General features: G+C 37.4%; 19 protein-coding genes and 1 pseudogene. 11 read left to right on the forward strand and 9 right to left on the reverse strand.

Features of this window, described 5'->3' with window-relative positions:
* Positions 1–23 precede the first annotated feature (23 nt).
* The 4 genes from ACTJJH_RS10855 to ACTJJH_RS10870 are packed head-to-tail and all read right to left on the reverse strand — an operon-like array spanning position 24 to position 4,873.
* Complete coding sequence (locus ACTJJH_RS10855; RefSeq protein ID WP_069035757.1) at positions 24–1,121, reverse strand: A1S_2622 family ABC transporter permease subunit; 1,098 nt, start codon at positions 1,119–1,121, stop codon at positions 24–26.
* Entirely contained in the window at positions 1,118–2,248 is a 1,131-nt protein-coding gene (locus ACTJJH_RS10860; protein ID WP_213032053.1) for an ABC transporter permease, read from the reverse strand. Before ACTJJH_RS10860 ends, ACTJJH_RS10855 begins: the two co-directional genes overlap by 4 nt.
* A 3-nt stretch (positions 2,249–2,251) precedes the next feature.
* On the reverse strand, positions 2,252–3,373 hold the full coding sequence (locus ACTJJH_RS10865; RefSeq protein ID WP_069035759.1) for an HlyD family secretion protein: 1,122 nt from the start codon (positions 3,371–3,373) through the stop codon (positions 2,252–2,254).
* Positions 3,374–3,385: 12 nt separating this feature from the next.
* A complete protein-coding gene (locus tag ACTJJH_RS10870) occupies positions 3,386–4,873 on the reverse strand; it encodes a TolC family protein (RefSeq protein WP_440601127.1) in 1,488 nt (495 codons plus the stop codon).
* A 385-nt stretch (positions 4,874–5,258) separates the two neighbouring features.
* On the opposite strand from ACTJJH_RS10870, the gene serC reads away from it, so the two are divergent.
* Entirely contained in the window at positions 5,259–6,338 is a 1,080-nt protein-coding gene (gene serC / locus ACTJJH_RS10875) for a 3-phosphoserine/phosphohydroxythreonine transaminase (RefSeq protein ID WP_016140236.1), read from the forward strand.
* 238 nt (positions 6,339–6,576) lie between these two features.
* On the opposite strand, the gene ACTJJH_RS10880 is transcribed toward serC, so the two are convergent.
* Positions 6,577–7,518 (reverse strand): hypothetical protein, encoded by a 942-nt coding sequence (locus ACTJJH_RS10880; RefSeq protein WP_002118998.1) that lies wholly within the window; start codon positions 7,516–7,518, stop codon positions 6,577–6,579.
* 246 nt (positions 7,519–7,764) lie between these two features.
* Here ACTJJH_RS10880 and ACTJJH_RS10885 point away from each other — a divergent pair, with 246 nt between their 5' ends.
* Together ACTJJH_RS10885 and ACTJJH_RS10890 are read left to right on the forward strand one after the other, a co-directional pair.
* Positions 7,765–8,253 carry a YaiI/YqxD family protein gene (locus ACTJJH_RS10885; RefSeq protein ID WP_078210287.1) on the forward strand — a complete coding sequence of 163 codons (489 nt, stop codon included), beginning with the start codon at positions 7,765–7,767 and terminating at the stop codon, positions 8,251–8,253.
* Between the two features lie 7 nt (positions 8,254–8,260).
* Positions 8,261–9,169, forward strand: a complete 909-nt coding sequence (locus tag ACTJJH_RS10890; RefSeq protein ID WP_005067734.1) for a DMT family transporter — start codon at positions 8,261–8,263, stop codon at positions 9,167–9,169.
* A 29-nt stretch (positions 9,170–9,198) separates the two neighbouring features.
* Here the strand turns inward: ACTJJH_RS10890 and ACTJJH_RS10895 are convergent.
* Positions 9,199–9,300, reverse strand: a pseudogene (locus tag ACTJJH_RS10895) (PilZ domain-containing protein); the annotation flags it as partial.
* A gap of 128 nt (positions 9,301–9,428) precedes the next feature.
* On the opposite strand from ACTJJH_RS10895, the gene ACTJJH_RS10900 reads away from it, so the two are divergent.
* The 3 genes from ACTJJH_RS10900 (at position 9,429) to ACTJJH_RS10910 (ending at position 13,859) form a co-directional block, all read left to right on the forward strand.
* Positions 9,429–10,664 carry a lipoprotein-releasing ABC transporter permease subunit gene (locus ACTJJH_RS10900; RefSeq protein ID WP_004790618.1) on the forward strand — a complete coding sequence of 412 codons (1,236 nt, stop codon included), beginning with the start codon at positions 9,429–9,431 and terminating at the stop codon, positions 10,662–10,664.
* Positions 10,657–11,343, forward strand: coding sequence for a lipoprotein-releasing ABC transporter ATP-binding protein LolD (gene lolD, locus ACTJJH_RS10905; protein ID WP_002118798.1), 687 nt, complete (start codon positions 10,657–10,659; stop codon positions 11,341–11,343). The genes ACTJJH_RS10900 and lolD overlap by 8 nt, the downstream gene beginning before the upstream one ends.
* Before the next feature lie 83 nt (positions 11,344–11,426).
* On the forward strand, positions 11,427–13,859 hold the full coding sequence (locus tag ACTJJH_RS10910; protein ID WP_440601128.1) for a DNA internalization-related competence protein ComEC/Rec2: 2,433 nt from the start codon (positions 11,427–11,429) through the stop codon (positions 13,857–13,859).
* Here ACTJJH_RS10910 and ACTJJH_RS10915 read toward each other — a convergent pair.
* A complete protein-coding gene (locus ACTJJH_RS10915; protein ID WP_130173545.1) occupies positions 13,812–14,795 on the reverse strand; it encodes a lysophospholipid acyltransferase family protein in 984 nt (327 codons plus the stop codon). The two genes, ACTJJH_RS10910 and ACTJJH_RS10915, sit on opposite strands and share 48 nt — an antisense overlap.
* 133 nt (positions 14,796–14,928) lie before the next feature.
* On the opposite strand from ACTJJH_RS10915, the gene sppA reads away from it, so the two are divergent.
* Both sppA and ACTJJH_RS10925 read left to right on the forward strand, forming a co-directional pair.
* On the forward strand, positions 14,929–15,945 hold the full coding sequence (gene sppA / locus ACTJJH_RS10920; RefSeq protein WP_005067744.1) for a signal peptide peptidase SppA: 1,017 nt from the start codon (positions 14,929–14,931) through the stop codon (positions 15,943–15,945).
* Between the two features lie 23 nt (positions 15,946–15,968).
* On the forward strand, positions 15,969–16,769 hold the full coding sequence (locus tag ACTJJH_RS10925) for an alpha/beta fold hydrolase (protein ID WP_440601129.1): 801 nt from the start codon (positions 15,969–15,971) through the stop codon (positions 16,767–16,769).
* A 75-nt stretch (positions 16,770–16,844) separates the two neighbouring features.
* Here ACTJJH_RS10925 and purN read toward each other — a convergent pair whose 3' ends face one another.
* On the reverse strand, positions 16,845–17,474 hold the full coding sequence (gene purN / locus ACTJJH_RS10930) for a phosphoribosylglycinamide formyltransferase (RefSeq protein WP_440601130.1): 630 nt from the start codon (positions 17,472–17,474) through the stop codon (positions 16,845–16,847).
* The gene (gene purM, locus ACTJJH_RS10935; RefSeq protein ID WP_017385817.1) at positions 17,471–18,541 is read right to left on the reverse strand and encodes a phosphoribosylformylglycinamidine cyclo-ligase; all 1,071 of its coding nucleotides are present in this window, start codon (positions 18,539–18,541) and stop codon (positions 17,471–17,473) included. Before purM ends, purN begins: the two co-directional genes overlap by 4 nt.
* Positions 18,542–18,676: 135 nt before the next feature.
* Between purM and cxpE the strand changes: the two genes are divergently transcribed.
* The 3 genes from cxpE to rbtA all read left to right on the forward strand — a co-directional run bounded on the left by cxpE (position 18,677) and on the right by rbtA (position 22,777).
* Positions 18,677–19,870, forward strand: coding sequence for a chloramphenicol efflux transporter CxpE (gene cxpE, locus ACTJJH_RS10940; RefSeq protein WP_204085382.1), 1,194 nt, complete (start codon positions 18,677–18,679; stop codon positions 19,868–19,870).
* 20 nt (positions 19,871–19,890) lie between these two features.
* On the forward strand, positions 19,891–20,589 hold the full coding sequence (gene hda / locus ACTJJH_RS10945) for a DnaA regulatory inactivator Hda (RefSeq protein ID WP_002118656.1): 699 nt from the start codon (positions 19,891–19,893) through the stop codon (positions 20,587–20,589).
* A 328-nt stretch (positions 20,590–20,917) separates the two neighbouring features.
* On the forward strand, positions 20,918–22,777 hold the full coding sequence (gene rbtA / locus ACTJJH_RS10950) for a rhombotarget A (RefSeq protein ID WP_410560162.1): 1,860 nt from the start codon (positions 20,918–20,920) through the stop codon (positions 22,775–22,777).
* Positions 22,778–22,779 lie beyond the last annotated feature (2 nt).

The raw sequence follows: 22,779 nt of genomic DNA on the forward strand, positions 1-22,779 counted from the left end.
AAGCATAAGCTTCCTTTTTTATTTTATGAAGAAGATTTTTTAACAAGCCGATAATAAGATAAACTCACCAATATTAATCCAAGGGTCCCAAGAAATATCAGTTTTGGTACAACTGTGGCTAATGGAACGCCCATCTGGTTAAGTTGCACAAACATTTGTACCCCATGTGTTGATGGTAAACACCACGCAAACCATTGTAGCCATTCAGGCATTGCTTGATGAGGCCAAGCAGCTCCAGTGAGTAAGAATAAAGGTACAGAGCTAAACACAATAATATGTCCGGCACGTTCCGGCATATCCAAAAGTGATCCGATCAACATACCTAATCCAATCACACAACTAATAAAAATTGGAACGGCAATGAGTAGACCTATAAAATTTCCACCGTGTGGATAGTCATTGAACCACAAGGTAAAACCAAAAAGATAAAAACACCCTAAACAACCAATCGTAAATATACTTGCGAAAACTCCAGCGAGGCGAACAGCTGTAATCTTTTCACGTTGCTCACGATAGCTAGCTATTAACATTGCCGAACCTAGCACAATCGTTTGATGAATAATCAAAGATGCAACAGCCGGAAAAATATAACTTCCATACCCTGAAAGTGGATTAAATAACGGCACTTGATGAATAGAAAGCGCTGGCTGGAAATGAGTGCGTTGTCCGAATTTTTCAATATATTCTTTTAATGTAGCTTCAATCGAGGTTGCTAGACCTAAACCAATTTCTTTAGTTTTTAAAAAGTTGGTTGTGCTTAAGTATAAGCCGATTCCACCTGTTTCTCCTCTGCGCAAGCTTTGAGTTAGGTTGTTGGGTAAAAGTAAAATACCATCGGCTTTTTGTTCACGAACTATTTGTTCTGCTTGTAAGAAATTGCTTGTAACAGTAACAATATGAACATGGGGACTATTTGCACTTTGACCGATTAATTGAGAAGTTAAGAGACTTTGTTCTTCATCAACAATGACAATAGGAATAGATTCTGCACGCTCAGCTTTATAGGCGGTAGGATAAAAAAAGCTGTAAAGAATGACCGATAAAATTAGCGTTGTGAAAACTGAGCTATTACTTACAATGTCTTTAAATGTTTGCCCATAAGCCTTAAAGAATTCTTTCATTGTGTTGCCCCTCGAACTAATTTTTTAAGCAATAGACAACTTAAAAAGAAGTAAATCAGGCAATAACCGATGAGTATTAAAAAAGGAATCATTGAAATGAAAACTGGACTGCCGATCACCCATTGTTCGGTTTGAAGCTTGGCATAAGGAGTATACGGAATAATGAGTGACCAAAACTTGGTGAAAATAGGCGCATTATTTAAAGGTAGCGTAACGCCTGCGAAACTTAAAGAAGACCCACCATATACCGCAATAAAGCCAAAAGTTTTACTTAAATTTTTGGTTGCAAGAATGACGGTGCTACTAATCAAAGCGTAGGCAAAATAAAGTAAAAACTGTGCACATAACAATAAACTAAGAGAACCCGCTACAAACCAGCCACGAATTTCAACCAGCCAAAACATCCATAGCCATGTCCAGAAACAAAAAATAAGGCTATAAAGCAGATTTTTAGCCAGTAAGCCTTGAATAAAACTTTCTCGGTTTACCCATGCTGTTAATGTGCCACGTTTAAGTTCTTGTCCAATAGCAAAGGCAACACAGCAACACAGCAATAAGTGCAATACAGCAGGAACCATGAAAGGTTCTAAATAAAACTCATAGCTCATGCTTGGATTATAAAGCGTTGAGATTTTTACATGAGCTGTAGGAACATCTAAATAGGGAATACTATTTACAAGATAACTTTGACCAGCATAGTCTGCTAAAGCATTGAGGGTACTGACTAGCATTGCTGAAGAAATGGTATTTCCGACACTAAAAAAAGACTGGTTAAATGCAATGCTGATTTGAGCATCTTGTGCTTTAACGAAGCGTTTTTCAGCACCGTCTGGAATAAAAACGTAACCCCATATTTTAGTTTCGTTAAGTAGTTGTTCAGCCTCAGTAGAGCTTGCCGTAATCGTTTTAATATCTACCGTATGATTTAAAGAAAGATATTTTTCAATATTACGGCTGAGTTCACTTTGGTCTTGATCAATAATCGCAATTGGTAAATGTTCAGCTTTACCTGCATAAAACATGCTGCTAAACAAAAAAATGATAAAAGCAGGGATAAGTGTCACCATACACAAATCCCATTTATTGCTTTTTAGATAGTTTAGTTCCCGTAATATACTGGCAAACATGCTTTATTTTTCTTCTTTAATTTTAAATAGAACACTCATACCAACCTTTAAATCTTTTACAGGACTTTCAGGCACCAGATGCAATTTAAAGCTACGAATATCATAGCCCCCAGTTTGGCGAGTCGTTTTAATAGTGGCAAATTCACCTTCAGCATCAATATTCTTAATTTTAAAATTCACATTCTGATTAAGAGCAGGTATGAATCCTTCAAGGGTTTTGCTTTTATACACAGAAGCGTATTGGTTTTCACCCACGTTTAAACTTACCCATAAATCATCATCTTCTAAAATGCTGACAACAGGCACGCCCATAGCGACTAATTCAGAAGGTTTACCATAAGTTTTTGAAACCGTGCCTGAAATAGGTGAGAGTAAACGTGTCTCTGCTTCCAGTGCTTTTGCTTCGCTTACCGCTGCTTTGGCAATTTCAACCTGAGCATCTGCTGTAGATTTCTGTTGGCTGGTACTGCCGCGTTTAGCACGAGCATATTGTTGATAAGAGGCCTCACTTAATTCTTGAGCAGAGGTCTGTGCAGCAAGCATTTCATCTCGTCTTTGACGTGAAATGACGCCTTGTCTATATAAATTTTCACCGCGTTGGTAAGTAGTTTTTGCAAGGTTTGCTTGTGCTTTCGTGCTTTGCCAGTTGGCATAAAGAGTATCGATATTTTCTTGTTGCGAACCGCGGTCTACCGTAGATTGAAATGCTAAAGCCGATTGTAAGGTAGCCAAGGCTTGTTGCTTTTTAGCTTCTATTTCCGGGCTAATCAAACGAACAAGTGGCTGACCTTTGGAAATTTTCTGGCCTTCTTGTACATAAATTTCTTCAATACGACTTGGAACTTTTGTACTTACGTGAAGAGTCTCGGCTTCAACTCGGCCTTGAAGTTCAATAGGTTTCGGCTGATAGCTTTTCCACAAACCAAAAATAATTAAACCTAATAGCACAATAATGACTACACCAATAATCAGTTTAATTTTTGAATTTTTAGGTGGTTTTGAATCATCTTTATTTGTGTTTGATTCTTGATGGTCACTAACTGGATCATCTTTTTTAACTTGAGTGGTTTCTGCTGTATCCGCAACAGGAGAATCTTGTTCTGAATGAGCCGAGTCTTGATTCATTTTATACTCCCATTAACGAATATAGTCGGTATGTGGTTGATTGACATAAGCTTTAAACTGGTCAATTGAGCCGTGACTTTGCAGTAAAGTTGCAAGTGATATGACATATTTATAAGCATTTAAAGCCATTTCAGTTTTTAACGCACTTAATGCATTTTGCGCATCAATCACTTGGGTTGCTGTACCCATTCCTTCACGAAAAGAAAGTTCTTGAATACGTAGGTTTTCTTGAGCAGCATTTACGTTTCTTTGTAAAAGCTGATGACTTTGTTGAGCAGAGTTAAGCTCGTTATATGATTTATTCAAAAGTGCTTCAATCTCTTGTTTAGTTCGTTCAGTCATGAGCTCTGAAGCGTAACGCTTTAATTCGGCGGCGTGAATATTCTTATTTTTATCTACCCCAGAAAATAGGTTGTATTTTGCCATTACACCGACAATCCAGTTTTCATTTTCATCAAGCGCATATTCACCAAATGCAAATAGACTTGGTTTTTTTGCTGCTTGTTGAGCTTGAATATTGACATTAGCCAGTTGAGTATCCATCTGCATTTTTTGTACAAGGCTAGATTTTTGTGAATAACTGGTTAAAAGTGATTCTAGAGACTGGCTTGGAGTGTTATTTACAAATAAAGGTGTACTTAAATCTACATTATTTTGTTGATGTAAAAGGTTATTAAGGCTAAAGCGGCTGGCGTTTAAGTTAGCTTGAGTATTTTGTAAAGTACGTTCTGCATTATTACGAGCGACTTCAAACTGCATGCGTTGCCCTTTACTAATAAATCCTTGTTGCTCGAGCTTTAGGGCATTGCTGTAATGTTTTTGCATCGCATTAAAGTTAAATAAGCTACTTGCGACCAGCTGCTGCTGTAATTGCACATTAAAGTAACTTTGTACTACTTCAAATCGCTGTATATCTTGCTGTTGTTGGCTTGAAAGCTCAGAGCGCTGTGCTTGTATATTAGCTATTTTTTTAGCGCTGCTGGTTAAGCCGCCTGTATAGAGTGGCATTACGACTGAAATCGAAGGGCGTACCACCTGATCTTCGATAGTCAGATTCGCATAATCAGGAAAGCGATTTATACCATCATGTATGGTTTGGTTTGCGCCTTCTTGAACTTGTCCCAGCACATCTGATGGAATGACATTGTTCCACTGTGAAAGTTTATCGTTTAGCCCTTGGCTTAAATCATTTTCAAGTTTTTGTTTAAAAGCGCCAAGAGGTACATCTGTTTCACTATGAAAAGCGTAGGCTCTGACATTTAAATCAACTCTAGGTAATCCCAGGCCCTTTACTGCTTCAGCTTCTAATTGAGATGCTTGCTGTAATGCTTGGTTGGCTTGAGTACTATATGAACTTTTCAAAGCTTGTTGTTCTGCTTCAGCATAACTTAAGCTTCCAGCGTATAAATGATTAGTGAAAAAAAAGCCTAAAGCCAAAGCAATATGTTTTGGTTTAAATGAAAATGGAAAAATAGACTGTCTATATCGATGTGTTGGCATTTTAAATAACAATTTTTGGCATCCCTTATAGTTTAAATTTCTTGTTATTAAATTCAATTATCATCTTGTTTATTATACATTTGTATAAAAACATGGTGGTTTTTAGCTCCTTTAATTATTGAATTTACTAAGCCAATATTTTTGTAATAGCTATCAAGGTATGTGAAATTATAATCACAAGTCAAGTTGATCTTTTTGCTTAAAAATTTTTTTAAATGAGGAAGCTGATTATTAAAACTAAAGAAATAACGACAACAATAATTGAAAAAATAAAGCTAAATACAGTACAGCATTGAAATATTTACTTGAGAAGCTGCTGCAAGCTTAAGCAATCTGTGGTTAAATGCCATTTTTATTGTGTTTGACTTTATACAAGGGAAAAATCATGCGCGCGTACAATTTCTGTGCTGGTCCTGCTGCATTACCTACTGCCGTTTTAGAAAAAGCTCAACAAGAATTGTTGGATTGGCAGGGTAAAGGTCTATCCATCATGGAAATGAGTCACCGTAGTGCTGACTATGTTGCTGTGGCTGAAAAAGCTGAAGCAGATTTACGCAAGTTAATGAACATTCCAGAAAACTATAAAGTACTGTTTTTACAAGGCGGTGCGTCATTACAATTTTCGGCTATTCCTTTAAACCTTTTAGGTAAGAACAGTAAAGCCGATTATATTCACACCGGCATCTGGTCTGAAAAAGCGTTAAAAGAAGCAAAACGTTATGGCGATATTAATGTTGTAGAAGCTGGCATTAAAGTAGATGGCAAGTTCGCAATTTCTGAACAAAGCGAATGGAATCTATCTGATGATGCAGCATATGTACATTATGCGGATAATGAAACGATTGGCGGCTTACAGTTCGCGGGAATTCCTGATGTAAAAGCTCCACTTGTTTGTGACTATTCATCAAGTATTTTATCTGCTCCATTAGATGTGACTAAGTTTGGTTTAATCTATGCTGGCGCGCAAAAAAATATTGGTCCTGCTGGTTTAACAATTGTCATTATTCGTGATGACTTACTTGATCAGGCTAAACCAGAAATTCCAAGTATTTTAAAATATGGTGACCAAGCGAAAAATGGTTCTATGGTAAATACACCATCGACTTATGCATGGTACTTGTCTGGTTTGGTATTTGAATGGTTGCTAGAGCAGGGTGGGGTAGATGCGATCCATAAAGTGAACCTTGAAAAAGCTCAATTGCTCTATGGTTATATCGACTCAAGCGATTTCTACAATAACCCGATCGCAATTCCAAACCGTTCAATTATGAATGTACCGTTTACCTTGGCAGACGAAGCTTTAGAAAAGCAATTCTTAAAAGAAGCGGAAGCTAATCACTTGTTGAATTTAGCTGGCCACCGTTCTGTCGGCGGTATGCGTGCAAGTATTTATAATGCCGTACCATTAGAAGGCGTACAGGCTTTAATCAACTTTATGGATGATTTTGCAAAGCGTAATGGTTAAGCAAATCAAATAAATAAAGCCCTCAAATGAGGGCTTTATTTATTGAATAAGTTATAAATTAAAAAGGCACTAAACCAAACTGGTGCATGAATATGGCAGCTAAGAACATACCCAAGACAAAAAAGCAAAACGCACCAGTATCGACCTTTACGCGCAGGCTACTGGATTGAATGAGGCTGGTAGTTTGTTCGGGTATAATCTTCATTCAATAACCTAATTATTAAAATATTAGTGAAATTCAATTAGTTTCACCCTTTTTAGCACAAATAGTCGCCTGAATCCATATATTACCGCGAATATATTCGCCAATATTAAAGTTTTTATACAAATCGTTTTTGGTCGCAATGCGCACTAATATGGCAGGAAGATCATCTTCTAAAACCAAAGTGACATCATAAAGGGTATATTCTGCCCCCATAAATGTCATAGAGGTTTTACCAACAATATTACCTTGGAACCATGCTTCATCTTCTTGACCAAGATTTTCGCCATATAAATAAGCGACCATTTTAGAAAAATCAACGGTTACAGGTTCTTGATCTTCTGGAGTTTTTGGCTGCCATTCATTAATGAGTTCCTGTAAATTTTCAGGAGCAACACCATTATGTTCAGTTAAAATTGCATTTAATGCACGATGATGTTTAATCGAAGCTGGGTCATCAACAATAATTTTTTCACCTGCTGGAACAGGTTCTAATTCATAAGCCCATGCATTAAATTGGACTTGATAGTTTTGATTTTTATCATATTGACAGTAGTTAACACTAAATAAATTATCAAATGCATAAACAGTTGTATTTTTATTTAGTCTTAAACTTAACACGGCTTGTGTAGCAGAGTCGCAAGTAATGATGCGTTCAATTTTCGCATTATATTGATACGGACTTTCAAAACTTGGGAAGGCTGTTTTAAGCGCACGAGGTTTTTGGTTTTCAACAGCAATAATTTGATTGATGGTAACTTTTTGATCTTGTGGACCTTGAATGAGCCAAAAAGATTGGTCCATGTCTTCTTCATGTTCACACAAACCCATTGGCATTACAGGTGCATCAAGTGCCAGTCCTAACCATTTTGGTACATCTGTTTCGGGATGGGACGTCAATAGATTCCAATGTTCTCCATGACTACCAAAATTTTGGTCATTTACTTTAATAACTTCTGGACTGTTTTGATTTTTCATAAGCACGATGCTGTTGGGTTCACATTACTTGTTATATTAAATCGAGGGTGTTTGCTATTTTTCAAGTCACCATGTGTAAATTCTCTTGTAAAAGCGCGTATTTAGTCATTTAAAAAGAAGCGCCGTTTCTATTTATAAGTTAAAAGTACGTTTAACTTATAAAAAATTTAAATGTTGAAATTAAAAATTAGTTTAATGGTTATTTTTACTCACCTTAGAAAAGCATCTGTTAGACTAATATTTTTAGTGGAAATAGAGAATAACGTGCTGCCATTTAAGCTATGGGTAGACGCAGACGCCTTACCAAAAATTTTACGTGAAGTGATTTTACGTGCATCAGATCGTTATCAATTAGAAGTCATTTTTGTAGCCAATCAAAATGTTGGGATTACGCCTTCAGTACGAATCAAATCAATACAGGTTCTAAGTGGTGCCGACCAAGCAGATAAAGAAATAGTTGATCGTATGGTTGAAAATGACATTGTCATTACGCAGGATATTCCACTGGCAGCTCAGGTGATTGAGAAAGGTGGCGTTGCTATTCATCCCCGTGGTGAAGTCTATACAACGGCGAATGTTAAAGCGCGTTTACATCTACGTGATTTCATGGATACGCTCCGTGGTGCAGGTGTGCAAACTGGTGGACCGCCTCCTATTTCCGAGCGAGATAAACGTGAATTTTCAAGTTCATTAGATCAAACGATTTTAAAGCAAAAACGTAAAACAGCTAAGTGAGCATCGCATGCCATCGCAAACCAATTTGGCTCTAACCTATGCCTTGTTAGTGTTTATCTGGGCAACAACTCCGTTGGCAATTGTCTGGAGTGTGTCTGATTTGCATCTGATGTGGGCATTGTTATTACGCTTTTTTATTGCACTGCCTTTGGCTGTCATCATATTGCTAATTTTGAGAACACCTTTTCCAACGCATCGACAAGCAGTTCATAGCTACATTGCTGGATCTTTTAGCTTAATTGGTTCTCAAATTTTCACTTATGCCGCAACCCAATATTTAAGTTCAGGCATGATTGCGCTTATGTTTGGCTTAGCACCGATTATGGCGGGGCTTATTGGTCGGTTTGCTTTTGGCCAACAACTTTATAAGCTGCAATGGTTGGGTATGGCAATTGCGGTCTGTGGGTTAGCTATTATTTGTCTGAGCGGTGCGAATCAGCATGTACACCCGTTTGGTATTGTTCTTATGCTGATCAGTGTGTTTGTTTATTCATTTTCAATTTTCTGGGTTAAGAAAGTTAATGCACAGATCCAGCCGATGGCTCAGGCAACAGGCTCTATTTTAGTGTCTTCTATTTTTGCTAGTTGTTTTATTCCATTTATTTGGCAATATGCACCAACACATTTGCCGGAAGCCAAATCTTTATTTGCCTTAATTTATACGGTACTTATGGCTTCACTCGTTGCCATGTTCTGTTATTTCAAACTTATACAAAATATTCAGGCAACGACTTTATCTTTAACGACAGTTATTACACCTATGTTAGCAATGATAATTGGAGCTGCTTTAAACCATGAACAACTTTCAATTATGGTTTTTGTAGGTGCTTTCATTATCTTGTCTGGACTTTTTTTATATTTCTACAAAGACATTCAGGCAAACCGGAACTTTGCTCAACATATGAAGTCTAAATAGGAGAAGATTTGGGTAATTTGTTGAGCTTATTCATTAAATTGTTCTAATTCGTAGCGAAATGCACGATCAAATTGATCTCCCAACTCAACTAGTAGAAAATAGCGCAGCAATATAATATTAGGATTGTTAAGGATAAGTCAGAACTTACTGATTTTTAAACCTTAATACAGCATCTAACGGTATGGTCAAATAGTAGATGTGGGTGCAATTTGCCATCAACATCTTATATTTTCCATCAATGACCTTGGATTTAGAAGGTATGTTTAAACCAATCTCACTGTATATAGGGTTGAGATATACTCGCGCAAGACGCAGTAATCATTTTATTTCTTTTATTGCATTGGTTTCGATGGTCGGTTTGACACTAGGTGTCGCTGTGCTGATTACAGTACTTTCTGTCATGAACGGTTTCGATCGCGAATTGAAAAACCGTGTGTTAGGAATGGTGCCGCAAGCAACAGTTTCATCTACACAAATCCTCACGGATTGGCCTGAACTCGTGAAGCGAGTTGAACATCATCCACATGTAACAGGGGTTGCACCTTTTACGCAATTGCAAGGTATGTTAACTGCGCAAGGGCAAGTCGCTGGTATTATGGTGACGGGTATTGACCCAAAATATGAAAAGAATGTCTCTATTATTCAAAATCATATTGTTGCCGGGAGTTTAGATTCACTTAAAAAAGGTGAATTTGGTATTGTACTTGGTAAAGATATGGCTGATTCATTGGGCTTACGTCTAAATGATAGTGTGACATTGGTTTTACCAGAAGCAACACCATCTCCAGCAGGTGTTGTACCTCGTTTCAAGCGTTTTAAAGTGGTTGGTATTTTTAGTGTAGGCGCTGAAGTCGACTCTATGGTGGGTTATATCGCCCTATACGATGCTTCAACCTTATTACGCTTACCAGATGGTGCCCAAGGTGTCCGTTTAAAACTAGATGATATTTTTGCAGCGCCGCAAGTTGCTGACGACTTAGTAAAAAGTTTACCAAGCAATTTCTACGCGACGAACTGGACCTATACGCATGGTAATTTATTTAATGCCATTCAAATGGAAAAAACTCTAGTCGGTTTATTGCTTGTCCTTATTATTGTGGTTGCAGCATTTAATATTGTTTCATCATTGGTCATGGTGGTGACTGATAAAAAATCTGATATCGCAATTTTGCGTACATTAGGCGCTTCGCCGTCAATGATCACTAAAATATTTATGGTTCAAGGTACCGTGATTGGGGTGATTGGTACAGTTGCAGGTACGGTTTTAGGTGTAATTTTAGCTTTAACCATTAGCGATATCATTTCATGGTTTAACAATGTGTTGGGTTTAAACCTATTTGATGCTTACTTTGTACATTACCTTCCTTCTTATTTAAGATGGCAAGATGTGACGATTATCGTGATTGTTTCTTTACTTTTAAGCTTCTTGGCGACTATTTATCCGGCACTTCGTGCTGCCAAAGTTCAACCTGCCGAGGCACTGCGCTATGAGTAAAATTGTTTTAGAAGCGAAAGAAATATATAAACATTTTGATGACGGAAAATCTAAAGTTGAAGTCATTAAAGGTCTTTCTTTACAAGTTGAAGCAGGGCAGTTTGTTTCGATTGTCGGTGCGAGTGGTTCAGGTAAAAGTACTTTGCTTCATGTGCTAGGTGGTTTAGAGCAGCCAACTCAAGGGCAAGTATTTTTAAATGGTCAACGTTTTGATAATTTAGGTGAAGCTGAACGTGGTTTTCAGCGTAACCAATACCTCGGTTTTGTTTATCAATTTCACCATTTATTACCTGAGTTTTCTGCGCTTGAAAATGTCGCGATGCCTTTAATGCTTCGTGCAGATAGCCAATTTAAATCTGTAAAAGCGCAAGCTGAATATTTACTTGATCGAGTTGGGTTATCTCATCGTATGGATCATAAGCCAGGTGAGCTTTCAGGTGGTGAGCGCCAACGTGTGGCTTTAGCGCGTGCTTTAGTCACTAAACCTGCGGTTGTTCTGGCTGATGAACCTACAGGTAATTTAGATCGTAAAACAGCTCTAGGTATTTTTGAATTACTGACCGATCTTAAGAAAGAACTCAACATGGCAATGTTAATTGTGACCCATGATGAGCATTTAGCTCAGGCTGCTGATTCTATTTTGCACATGCAAGATGGACTCTGGGTGAGTGGTTCTTAAAAAATTGTCATTAAATCACATTGTTAAAGCCCACTTAGTTGGGCTTTAATTTTGCCCCTAAAAAGATAATGATATGACTTTGCATGTTAAAACTTATTTTAATGGGGTGGATTGGGGGTATTGCATTTATGGGGATAGATATCCCTTTAATAATGCAATATGGGTGGTTAGGTAAAGTCTTGCTTGTTATGGGCTTTATTTTTTATGTTTTTAAGAGAAATATTTTCTTAAATCGCCCCATATTAAAAACTATTTACTGTTTAGTCTGCGCTATTAGTTTTTTTACTATAGGACATCAATATGCTCAGCATACCTTAAATCAAAGATTAGAATTGCGACAAATGCAGCCTAAAACTTTAGATATTGTTGTGTATGTAGACCATATAAGTGAAGAAAAAGAAGATAAGACACAGCAACCCGTTCAGGTACTAGGGCAGTCCTTACATCCCGTTAATTGGCTATTATATTTAAAAAATCAAAAAGTAATCTCAGCCGTAGATGAGCCAAAATTAAAATTAGGTCATTATTATCGAATTTCTGGCAAAACCAAACCTGCTCATAGTTATGCAATGGCTGGTGTTTTTGACCAAGAAAAGTGGTTCATTCAACGAAATATAATGTCTGGTTTTAGTGTTCAGCATATTGAGCCTTTAAGCTCTGATGAAATTTATCAGTTGGGTTATCAACATCATTTAAAAGAGCAACACAAATTCTTTAACAGACAAAAGTTAAATGTAGAAAAGTTGCGCCTAACATTTAAATTAATGTTAAAACAATCTCCTTTGCAAAATAAAGGACTGTTATTAGCTTTGTTAACAGGGGACGAAAGTCTCTTAAATGATGAGATTAAAAATCAATTTAAGGAATTAGGAATCTCTCATTTGTTAGCCATTTCAGGGCCTCATGTACTCATTTTTGCCATCATGTTGTCTTGGGTATTACATCAATTAATAAGACGTTATTATCCGCAGCTTTATTTGCGTCAACCTAAACAAATATGGACCATGATTCCATTATGTTTCGGTGTTTTAATTTATACGGCATTTGTTGGTTTTGAAATTCCCGCCTTAAGAACTTTACTCTCAGTATTTTTATTTGCTTCTTTGTTATTGATTAAAGTGCCTGTTAAGCCATTTTCACTCTTGGTTTATAGTGCAAGTCTACTTTTACTTTTCGATCCCTTCAGTGTTTTATCAGCAGGCTTTTGGCTGTCTTATGGTTCTTGCTTTATTTTATTACGGATTTATCAAACTATAGAGCAGGCTCCAAATCTTGTTTCAACTAGTCTGTTATCTAGAATCATTCTTTTCAGTAAAATTTTAATTGAATCTCAAGGCAAAATATTTATTGCCTTATGTCCTTTAATGCTGATTTTCTTTCAACAGATTTCATGGGTTGCTCCTTTTACAAATATTATTGCAGTTCCTTTACTCGGAGGAGTGATTGTTCCTTTAAACATTTTTGCAGCTTGTGTATGGCTTATTTTTAACTCATTCGGAAATTTACTTTTTCAAATTAGTGACGTCCTGATTAGTATAGTACTGTCATGTTTTAATCTTTTAGAAAAGTTATCTCTACCATTACAAGGTTTTAGCCTCACACCACTTGATTTAGTGTGCCTTAGCTTCGTTATTATTATCTTATTTTTACCGCGTGGGGTTTTACCCAAATCTTGGGGGCTAATATGCTGTTTACCCTTGATCATTCCAGATAAGTCGTCCCAGCAAATTCAATTAAATATTATAGATGTAGGACAGGGGCAATCTATATTCTTACAGCACCCGCAGCAGACATGGCTCATCGATACGGGTGGGTCTTATGATGAGAAAGCTTTTAGTATTGGTCAAAATGTGGTGATTCCATATTTACGTCAAAAGGGAATTAAACAACTGGATCACGTTGTACTATCTCATCTCGATCAAGACCATAGCGGAGCATTTCCTTCAGTCGCTCAGGCTTTTCCTATTAAACAAGTCATATCAAATGAACGATGGACAGAGCAAATTAAAGAACCATTTACCTATTGTCACCAAGGTCAAAAATGGCAATATCCACAATTAGATATTGAAATCCTTTGGCCTAAAGAAAAAGATTTAAACTTAGTTTCTTCAAATCAAAATCAATATTCTTGTGTCGTTTATATTCATTTAAAACATGTAAAGGGTTATCAAAATTATTTAATTATGGGGGATGCAGGGTGGGAAGCAGAATATCAACTCATGAAAGAATATCCCGAATTAAAGGTAGATATTTTGGTATTAGGCCATCATGGAAGTAAACATAGTTCAGCTTACGACTTCTTAGCGACGTTAAACCCCAAGCTTGTTGTTGCTTCTGCTGGCTTTAATAATCGTTATGGTCATCCAAGCAAAGAGGTTTTAGCGAGAGTACAAGCACTTAATATTCCATTTAAAAGCACAGTTGAGCAAGGAACATTAAGCTTTGTATCTCGCAATCAAGAGATGGTTTTATACACTCGACGTTTCGAGCGTACTTGGCTTCACAGGAATTTGTGAAGCTTCTGCTTTAAGTCTATCTACAATTTGAAGTGCTTCATTCGGATTAATATTGTAAATATTATCTAAAGCGGGATTTGCTTTAAAACGTTTATAACTCCAGTGATAGTGTTCTGGGTAGTGCTGGATCAGTTGTTCAATGGCTTGATGAATAACAAAGGTTCCGTCATCGGCATTACCTTCGTAAATCTTCTCATCCATAGGTTCAATATGCATCGTAAAACCGTCGTGTTCATTACGAATCGCATAAAGAAATAATGCTTTGGCTTTTGTTTTTTGGATGAGCTTGGCACTTAAATTACTTGAGGCAAGCGGTACACCAAAATAATTGATCATATCCCCACCAACATTAGGTGTATGGTCGGGTAAAATTACAGTGGTTTCGCCTTGTTTGAGTGCTTTAAAAATTTGTCGAACACCAGTCTCATCGGTAGGTACCAAGTTGGCTTGTTCACGACTACGTGCTTCTCGAACAAAACGGTCTGCATCTTCATTTTTTACAGGCTTGTATAAAATAGTCATGGAAGTGAACTGGGCACACCAAGCATTCATGATTTCCCATGTACCAAAATGTGGAACAATCAAAACCACACCTTTTTTTGCTGCCAGTGCTTCATGAAAGTAATGTTCACCTTCAATATGGTGAATACGTGAAATATTCTTACTATTTGATGAGCCCCAAATACTTAAAAACTCGAAGTATGAGGTTAACTCGTTACGAATAGCTTGTTGTGTAATATCTATTCGTTGCTGTGGTGTTAAGTGGGGAAGTGCAATTTGTAAGTTAAGTTCTATACTTTTTGATGTTCTAGTAATTTTTAAAGTATTGACTAACCCTGCCAACATACGGGCAATAAAACGTCCAAATTGAATGGGTTGACGGCTAAAAGTTTTGAGTAAGTAATAGTTCATGCTTTTTACATCTAGTTTGGTCATCTATCGCGGTAAAAAGGAGGCAACAAGTAAAAAAAGATAAAAATATTATAAATGAAATCATATAATTTAGACAGTTTTTATCAAATCAACGTATATAATGACATCATTTTAGATTGATTTGGATTGGAATTTTATGTCCGATTGGCCACCAAAACCACAAAATGAACCTATAATCCCTAAACAAAATGGACCAGAATGGCAAATTCTTGAGAAGGCTGTACTTGCTTCAGTAGAAGAGCAACGCCGTAGTCGTCGTTGGGGTATCTTCTTTAAAACATTAACTTTTATTTATCTATTATTCATTATTGTACTCATGGGCAAAGGCTGTTCAACCAGCAAAGAAGGCTCTGCTGTAAGTAGCAGTAGTGCTCATTTGGCAGTGGTGGATATTATTGGAACAATTGATGCTTCGAGTAATCAAGCGGTAAATAGTGAAGATACGAATAAAGCGCTTAAACGTGCTTTTGAAGCCTCAAATAGTAAGGCTGTTGCACTTAACATTAACTCACCTGGCGGTTCTCCAGTTCAGTCTGATGAAATCTGGCAGGAAATTCGTTATTTGAAAAAACAGCACCCTGATAAGAAAGTTTATGCCGTTATTGGTGATATGGGGGCATCGGGTGCGTACTATATCGCTTCTGCTGCGGATGAGATTATTGTCAACCCATCAAGTTTAGTGGGCTCAATTGGTGTAATCATGCCTAACTATGGCATTACTGGTTTAGCTCAGAAGCTCGGTATTGAAGACCGCACTTTAACTGCCGGAACGAATAAAGACATTTTAAGTATGACAAAACCGATTGATCCTGCTCAAAAGCAACATATTCAATCTGTTCTTGATAATGTTCATACTCACTTTATTACCGCAGTGAAAGAAGGCCGTGGTAAGCGTTTGAAATCGAATGATCCAGCTATTTTTTCTGGCTTATTCTGGACGGGTGAACAAGCAATTCAATTAGGTGTTGCTGACCGTTCAGGTAATATTACGAGCTTGATGCGTGAACTAAACCTTGATAATAAAGTTGACTACACAATTGAGCGTAACCCACTACAATCCATTTTGGGTCGTATGGGGGCACAAATCGGGCAAGGAGTAAGTGAATCTATTGCTCAAGAGGTGCAGACTAGTCAAAGCGCAAAATTACAATAAATCTGTATTTTTAGGATAACGGTATGTCAATGAAACCGGTTATACACTTTGCGCATGCTAATGGTGTGCCATCTATGGTGTATCAAAAATTGTTTGATGAATTAAAAGATGAGTATGACGTAATTTATGTTCCACTCATTGGTCCTGACAAACGTTATCCTGTGACTAACCATTGGCCTGCTTTGGTTGATCAAGTTATTGATAGTATTGTGCGTCAGGCGAAAGGACGTAAAGTCATCGGATTAGGCCATTCTCTTGGTTCGGTTTTAACATTGATGGCATCTTTTCGACGTCCTGAACTGTTTTCTCAAGTCATTATGTTAGATCCGCCTCTTATTTTAGGGCGATATTCATTTGCTTTTCATATGGCAAAATTATTTCGTCCTAAATTGGTTGATGCGATGACACCGGCGGGTTTATCTGCACGTCGTCGTGAACATTGGGAATCGAGAGAGCAGGCTGCTGAGTTACTTCGTCCTAAAGGATTTTATAAAGATTTTGATGAAGATTGTTTTCAGGCTTATATTGATTATGCTTTGAAAGAAGATTCGATTCGCGGTGGAGTAACTTTAACGATTTCTCGTGAAGATGAAGTTGCAATTTTCCGTAAAAATCCTTCTTGGTGGTGGCTGCCTATGCCAAAACCTAAGATGCCTGTGCATTTAGTTGTGGGTAAAGGAAGTGATTTCTTAAAAAGAGGCTTTCCTCAAATGGCAAAGCGAAAAATGGGAATCCCATTTACTGTGGTTGAAGGGGGCCATATGTTCCCTCTAGAGCATCCTATTGATACAGTAAACTCTATAAAGAAATTGATTCATCATTAATTAAATTAATTTAAAGCTTATAAAAAAGGACATGCCAGCATGTCCTTTTTTATTTTTGTTTGTTAGTAAAATACTTTACCAACTTGCAAAACGAATAGGGTCTTTTAGAACTTGATTACGGAAATAGGCTTGCCCATCTTTCCATGTAAGTTGACCGTTACACAGCCACTCTGCAACTTGTGGGTAGATAAAGTGCTCAAGTGTGTGCACTCGATCTGCTAATGAAGCGACAGTATCATGTTCTTTAACTGATATAGCTGATTGGGCAATAGATTGACCAGAATCCAGTTCAGCAGTTACAAAGTGTACGGTACAACCATGCAAACGATCACCCGTGTTTAAAACACGTTGATGAGTATTCACACCTTTGTAAGCTGGAAGAAGCGAGGGATGTATATTCAGCATTTTCCCTGGCCATTTGTTGACAAAAGTTGGTGTTAAGATACGCATGAAGCCAGCTAAAATAACTACATCTACTTCCCAAGCTAAGAGTTGCTGATGCATTGCCTCATCAAAAACTTCGCGCGTTGGAAAGTCTTTATGGGAGATAACAGCGGTAGCAATATTGGCTTTTTGAGCACGCTCTAGGGCATAAGCATCTGCTTTATTAGACAGTACACCTACAATTTGCCCTGATAGATTTGCATCTATCAAGGCCTGTAAATTACTGCCATTCCCAGAGACTAGAACAGCAATTTTTATCATGCAAAGATCACACGAATTTTTTCGTCTGCACCTTCCACTGACTCAGCATTTTCTTGGATATGTCCAATTTTCCAAGCTTTTTCACCTTGAGCATTAAGTACTTCAATTGTTTTTTCAGCATCATTTGCATCAACAGCAATAACCATACCTACGCCACAGTTAAACGTACGGTACATTTCAAAGCGTTCTACATTGCCTTCGCGTTGTAGAAGTTGGAACAATTCAGGCCATTCCCAAGAAGATTCATCAATAACTGCTTGTGCACCATTGGGTAATACACGAGGTAAGTTACCTGGTAAACCACCACCAGTAATGTGTGCCATAGCATGAACATCAACTTGTTTGCAGAGTTCAAGAACCGGTTTTACATAAATACGAGTTGGTTCCATTGCTACATCAGCAAGAGGACGACCATCAATCGTTTGAGTTAAATCAACGTTTTTAACGTCTAAAATTTTACGTAGTAATGAGTAACCATTCGAGTGAGCACCACTTGATGCAACACCGATAAGTACGTCACCAGACTTTACTTTAGAGCCATCAATAATTTTGCTTTGCTCAACAACACCAACGGCAAAACCAGCAAGGTCGTAATCTTCGCCTTCGTACATGCCTGGCATTTCTGCGGTTTCACCACCTACAAGTGCGCAACCTGCAAGCTCACAACCTTTACCAATACCAGTAACAACATTTGCAGCAACGTCAACATTTAAGTGACCAGTCGCGTAATAATCAAGGAAGAATAATGGTTCTGCGCCACAAACTAAAAGGTCATTTACACACATAGCCACAAGGTCTTGGCCGATTGTGTCATGACGATTGAGATTAAGGGCCAAACGTAATTTAGTTCCTACACCATCGGTTCCAGAAACTAAAACAGGCTCTTCATAACCTTTAGGAATTTTGCATAGTGCACCAAAGCCACCAAGCCCGCCCATTACTTCAGGACGACTTGTACGTTTAGCGACTGACTTGATACGATCGACCAGTGCGTCGCCCGCTTCAATGTCGACACCCGCATCTTTGTAGCTTAAACCGGTATTTGGGGTAGAAGTTGAGTTGCTCATAAATGAAGTCTCCGCATTGGCGGCAGATTATAACCTGAATATACGAAACTCTTATGTTATTTATGCTCGAAAATGCTATCTTTAATAAAAATATTTTTTCATTTATAACGATTAAATCAAAAAAGGCTAGATTTTATGCAAGATCGTATACTGCGCCGTATTTTTTTACTCGCAGGTATTGTATTGCTGGTATGGGTGTTGTACTTACTCAAGCCTGTAGTCATTCCTTTTATCGGTGCTTTTTTCCTGGCTTATTTATTCAGTCCACTTGTTGATGTGCTGGTAAAAATGAAATTGCCTCGCTGGTTAGCAATTAGCGTGGTATTTGTTGGAATAGGCGTAACCTTAACTATTGCACTCTGGTATTTAGTTCCACTGATTTGGAAACAATTAGTTTATGCCCGAGATAGTATTCCAGCAGGTATTCACTGGATTAACGCTACCTTTTTACCTTGGGTGTCTTCGACATTTAATGTCCAGCAAATGGAAATTGACACAGAGCAGTTGTCTAAAGCTGTCATGGAATATGTCCAAACAAACTATAGCGCAGACAGCATTCAGGCAGTGTTATTAAAACTGGCTCAATCTGGTTTGAATTTTATTCAGATTGGTGGAACAGTTGTTTTAATTCCAATTATTGCTTTCTATTTCTTGCTTGATTGGGAACGTATGTTACAAAACTTACGTCGTCTCATTCCGCGTCCATATGAAGCAACTACTTTACAGATCGTTGGTGAATGCCATAGCGTTTTAGGGGCATTTGTTAAAGGTCAGTTTCTTGTCATGCTATTGCTTGGCGTAGTGTATGCAGTTGGTTTACAGCTCATCGGTTTGGAAGTTGGCCTGATTATTGGTATGGTGGCAGGGCTTGCTAGTATTATTCCTTATTTAGGTTTTGCCGTAGGTATTATTGCTGCTGTTATTGCCAGCCTGTTCCAGTTTGGTATGGATTGGATGCATCTATTACTGGTTGGTATCGTCTTCATGATTGGTCAAGCGGTAGAAGGCTATATCCTACAGCCATTCCTACTGGGTGATAAAATTGGTTTATCTCCTGTAGCAGTTGTTTTTGCAGTATTGGCAGGTGCACAGCTTGCAGGCTTCTTGGGAATGTTAATTGCATTGCCTGTTGCTGCGGTTATTGTAGTGTTGTTGAAGCATTTAAGAGAGAATTACGAAAGAAGCTCACTTTATGCTCCACCATCTACATTAGTGATCCAACATGGCGATATTGAGCAAATTCATGTACAAACTGAAAGTACTAAGCTTGATCTTGAAGTTAAAACACAGCAAGATACAGATGAACTAAAATCTCCTAACCAGAAATAATTTCAAGGTTAATTCAATATATGCGTCAACTCCAACTGGATATAGAACCTCAACTTGATGCCCGAATCAGTGATTTTTCGGGACCGGGTTGGGGTCATGTAGTCGATGCCGTGCGTCAACTACATGCTGGTCTGGTGAGTAGGTTCTATATTTACGGTGGAGCGGGGACGGGGAAAAGTCATTTACTTTCTGCAATTTGTGATTCTTATTTAGAAATAGGCAAATCTGCTATTAAAGTATCTTTGCTTGAACTGCTTGATGCACCTATTGAGGCAATTACGTCTTTAGAACATTATGATCTTGTTGCTTTGGATGATATTGAATCGATTAGTGGTGTGCCTCACTGGCAAAAAGCTGTTTTTCATTTAATGAATAATCATGAAGGACAACTGGTATTTTCTTCGCGTGTAGCACCGATTGAATTAAAGCTGGAATTACCAGATCTACAATCACGACTTACACAAGCCGTTAGTGTAAAAGTGCCAAGTGGAAGTTTATATGCAGACCGCTATGCCTTGGTGACATCTGTAATGGCTAGACGTGGTATCCACTTTGATCAACAAATTGTTGACTACTTATTATTACATGGTCCTCATCAAGCATCTCTTTTACTGCAAACTGTTGCTCAGTTAGAAAAACTGCTCAAAGGCGAAAAAACAAAACTTTCTAATGCGACTTTAAGGCAAATTTACGCTTTGATTGATGAGTATCAACAATAGTTTCTTTAACTTAAGTTTGCTGTTTTGCTTAAATTAAACTCATACAATTAAAAAAGGGCTTTCCCTACATAAGTTTTTTATTTCAGAATAGTTATATTTATATCTTCTAAATTTTCTTTTAATTTTTTTAATACGCCACTTTTTTGTATTTAAAAAATTTTTTAGATCTACGAAGCTTTTTGTAATCTAGCTCAAAAATGACTCTACAGACCGACCAAAATGTCTTGAGAAATTCTACTTCCTGTGACAAAGTACGCACAAAGGATGCGATTGCAAAAGCGGAAATTTTGCAATATTGACAAAGAAAAATGAAAAAAGATGTAAGGAGATGGGTATGCTCAAACGGAGCATTGCTTTTGCTTTATTGGCTGTTGCTGGACACGCTTATTCTGCCGATATTCAAGTCACAACTACAACTGATGAAGACGTCGATAACACGGTCTGTTCATTACGTGAAGCAATACAATTTCTAAAATATCGTGCATCTTCTAATGCTGCTGAAGTTGAAAAATATGCAAATGGTTATAATGGTTGCGGAAATAAAGATGCTTCTTCAAATATTATTTTGCAGCGTGATAAAGAATATACTCTAAGTAAAAGTATAGTAATTACCATTCCTGTAGCTATTAGCACGGCAAAAAATGATTCTACTCTGATTGAGGAAGGTGCACCCAATTCACATAATGCAACGATTAAAATGATAGGTACGGATCAATTATTCCGTATAGATGATGGTAGTGTTGAAAAAGCCTCTTTTACAGTTTCATTTATTGATGTCAATTTAAAAGGTGCTGGCCTAAAGAGTGTAATACCTCAAGGTAACGGTGGATTGATTTATAACCATGAACAATTGGTTATTCAAAATTCTCGTTTAATAGATGGATATGCAACAAATGGTGGAGCAATTTATAACGCTGGTAATTTATCAAATACTACAAAAACAGCGGGTTCGGTAACGATCACTAATAGCTTGATTCAGAATAATAAAGCGAGTCAGGGAGGCATTTTATATAGTGATATGCCACTTTACTATATTACTCGCTCTGTAGTGCGTGATAATGAAGTAACTGCTGCAGATGGTGCATTATTTCATGCTGAAACTAAATTTGCAGATGAAAGTACGGGCGGATATTTAACCTCTCGTATTATTGGTTTAAGTAATAGTACGATTTTTCATAATAAGGGTAGTTTTATCGCCAATGTCCGTGATGGAATGGTGATCAATAATATTACTATGATTAAAAATGTGGGAGGCTTGTATTTTGATGCTCCACAAGGAAAAGCATCTGTCTCTAATAGTATTTTAGTAGGTAATACGACAAACTGTAAGGTATCTACAATAGATAAAACGATTGTGCAGAGTAATTTAGTAACAACGGAATGTAACCGTAATGCTTCTGCAGAGTTACCAAATATTCTATACCCTGCAAGTGAAAAACTAATTGCTGGAAATGCAGATGAAGGAACCTGTGATGTTCCACCAGCAGATGGTTTGTTATGTCCGTATTCAACACCGAGTGATAGTTTTTTAGGATTCTTTAAACCTCGAGTTTTGGATAAATATACTAGTCTTTCGCAATCATTGTTAATTAACAAAGGTCGTTTATATAGCGATGGAACTTCTGTCGGTTTGGCGAGTTGTGAAAAGCAAGATCAACGTGGAAAGAATCGAAGTGGTTATGACGAGTTATGTGATTTAGGTGCAATTGAATTAATTATCAACCGCGATGATATCAGTACACATGGTCAAGATATTAAGTATGGAGAAATTGCCAAATTTAATATCGCCGATGTTGTAGGTGATGGAGAGTTAGTTTCTCCACAAACATGTGAAAAAATGTTTGGAAAAAGAACAGATGGTCAAGCCTGGCAGTCTGGGTGTATGAAGATTGTTCAAACCAGTACACCATCTAAAGGGACTTTATCCATTGATGCTCAGGGAAATTTAACTTATGTTCCAAATGGGAACTGGCATGGAGCAGATGTATTTAATCTATTAGTCGTTACTACTACCACACGTTTTAATGATGCTGCGGATGTTTATCTAACTGTTCCAGTTCAAATCGTGCAAGATCCACCATCAGGTATTGAAGATAAATCTGTAAGCACGGGTGGCGGGGGAAGTGTAGGTGGTGGTTTAGTTTTAGGTCTATTTGGTTTAATTGCTTTAAGACGTTTAAAGTCATAATC

The sequence above is a fragment of the Acinetobacter sp. 22301 genome (assembly GCF_052045285.1).
GTDB classification, from domain to species: domain Bacteria; phylum Pseudomonadota; class Gammaproteobacteria; order Pseudomonadales; family Moraxellaceae; genus Acinetobacter; species Acinetobacter pittii.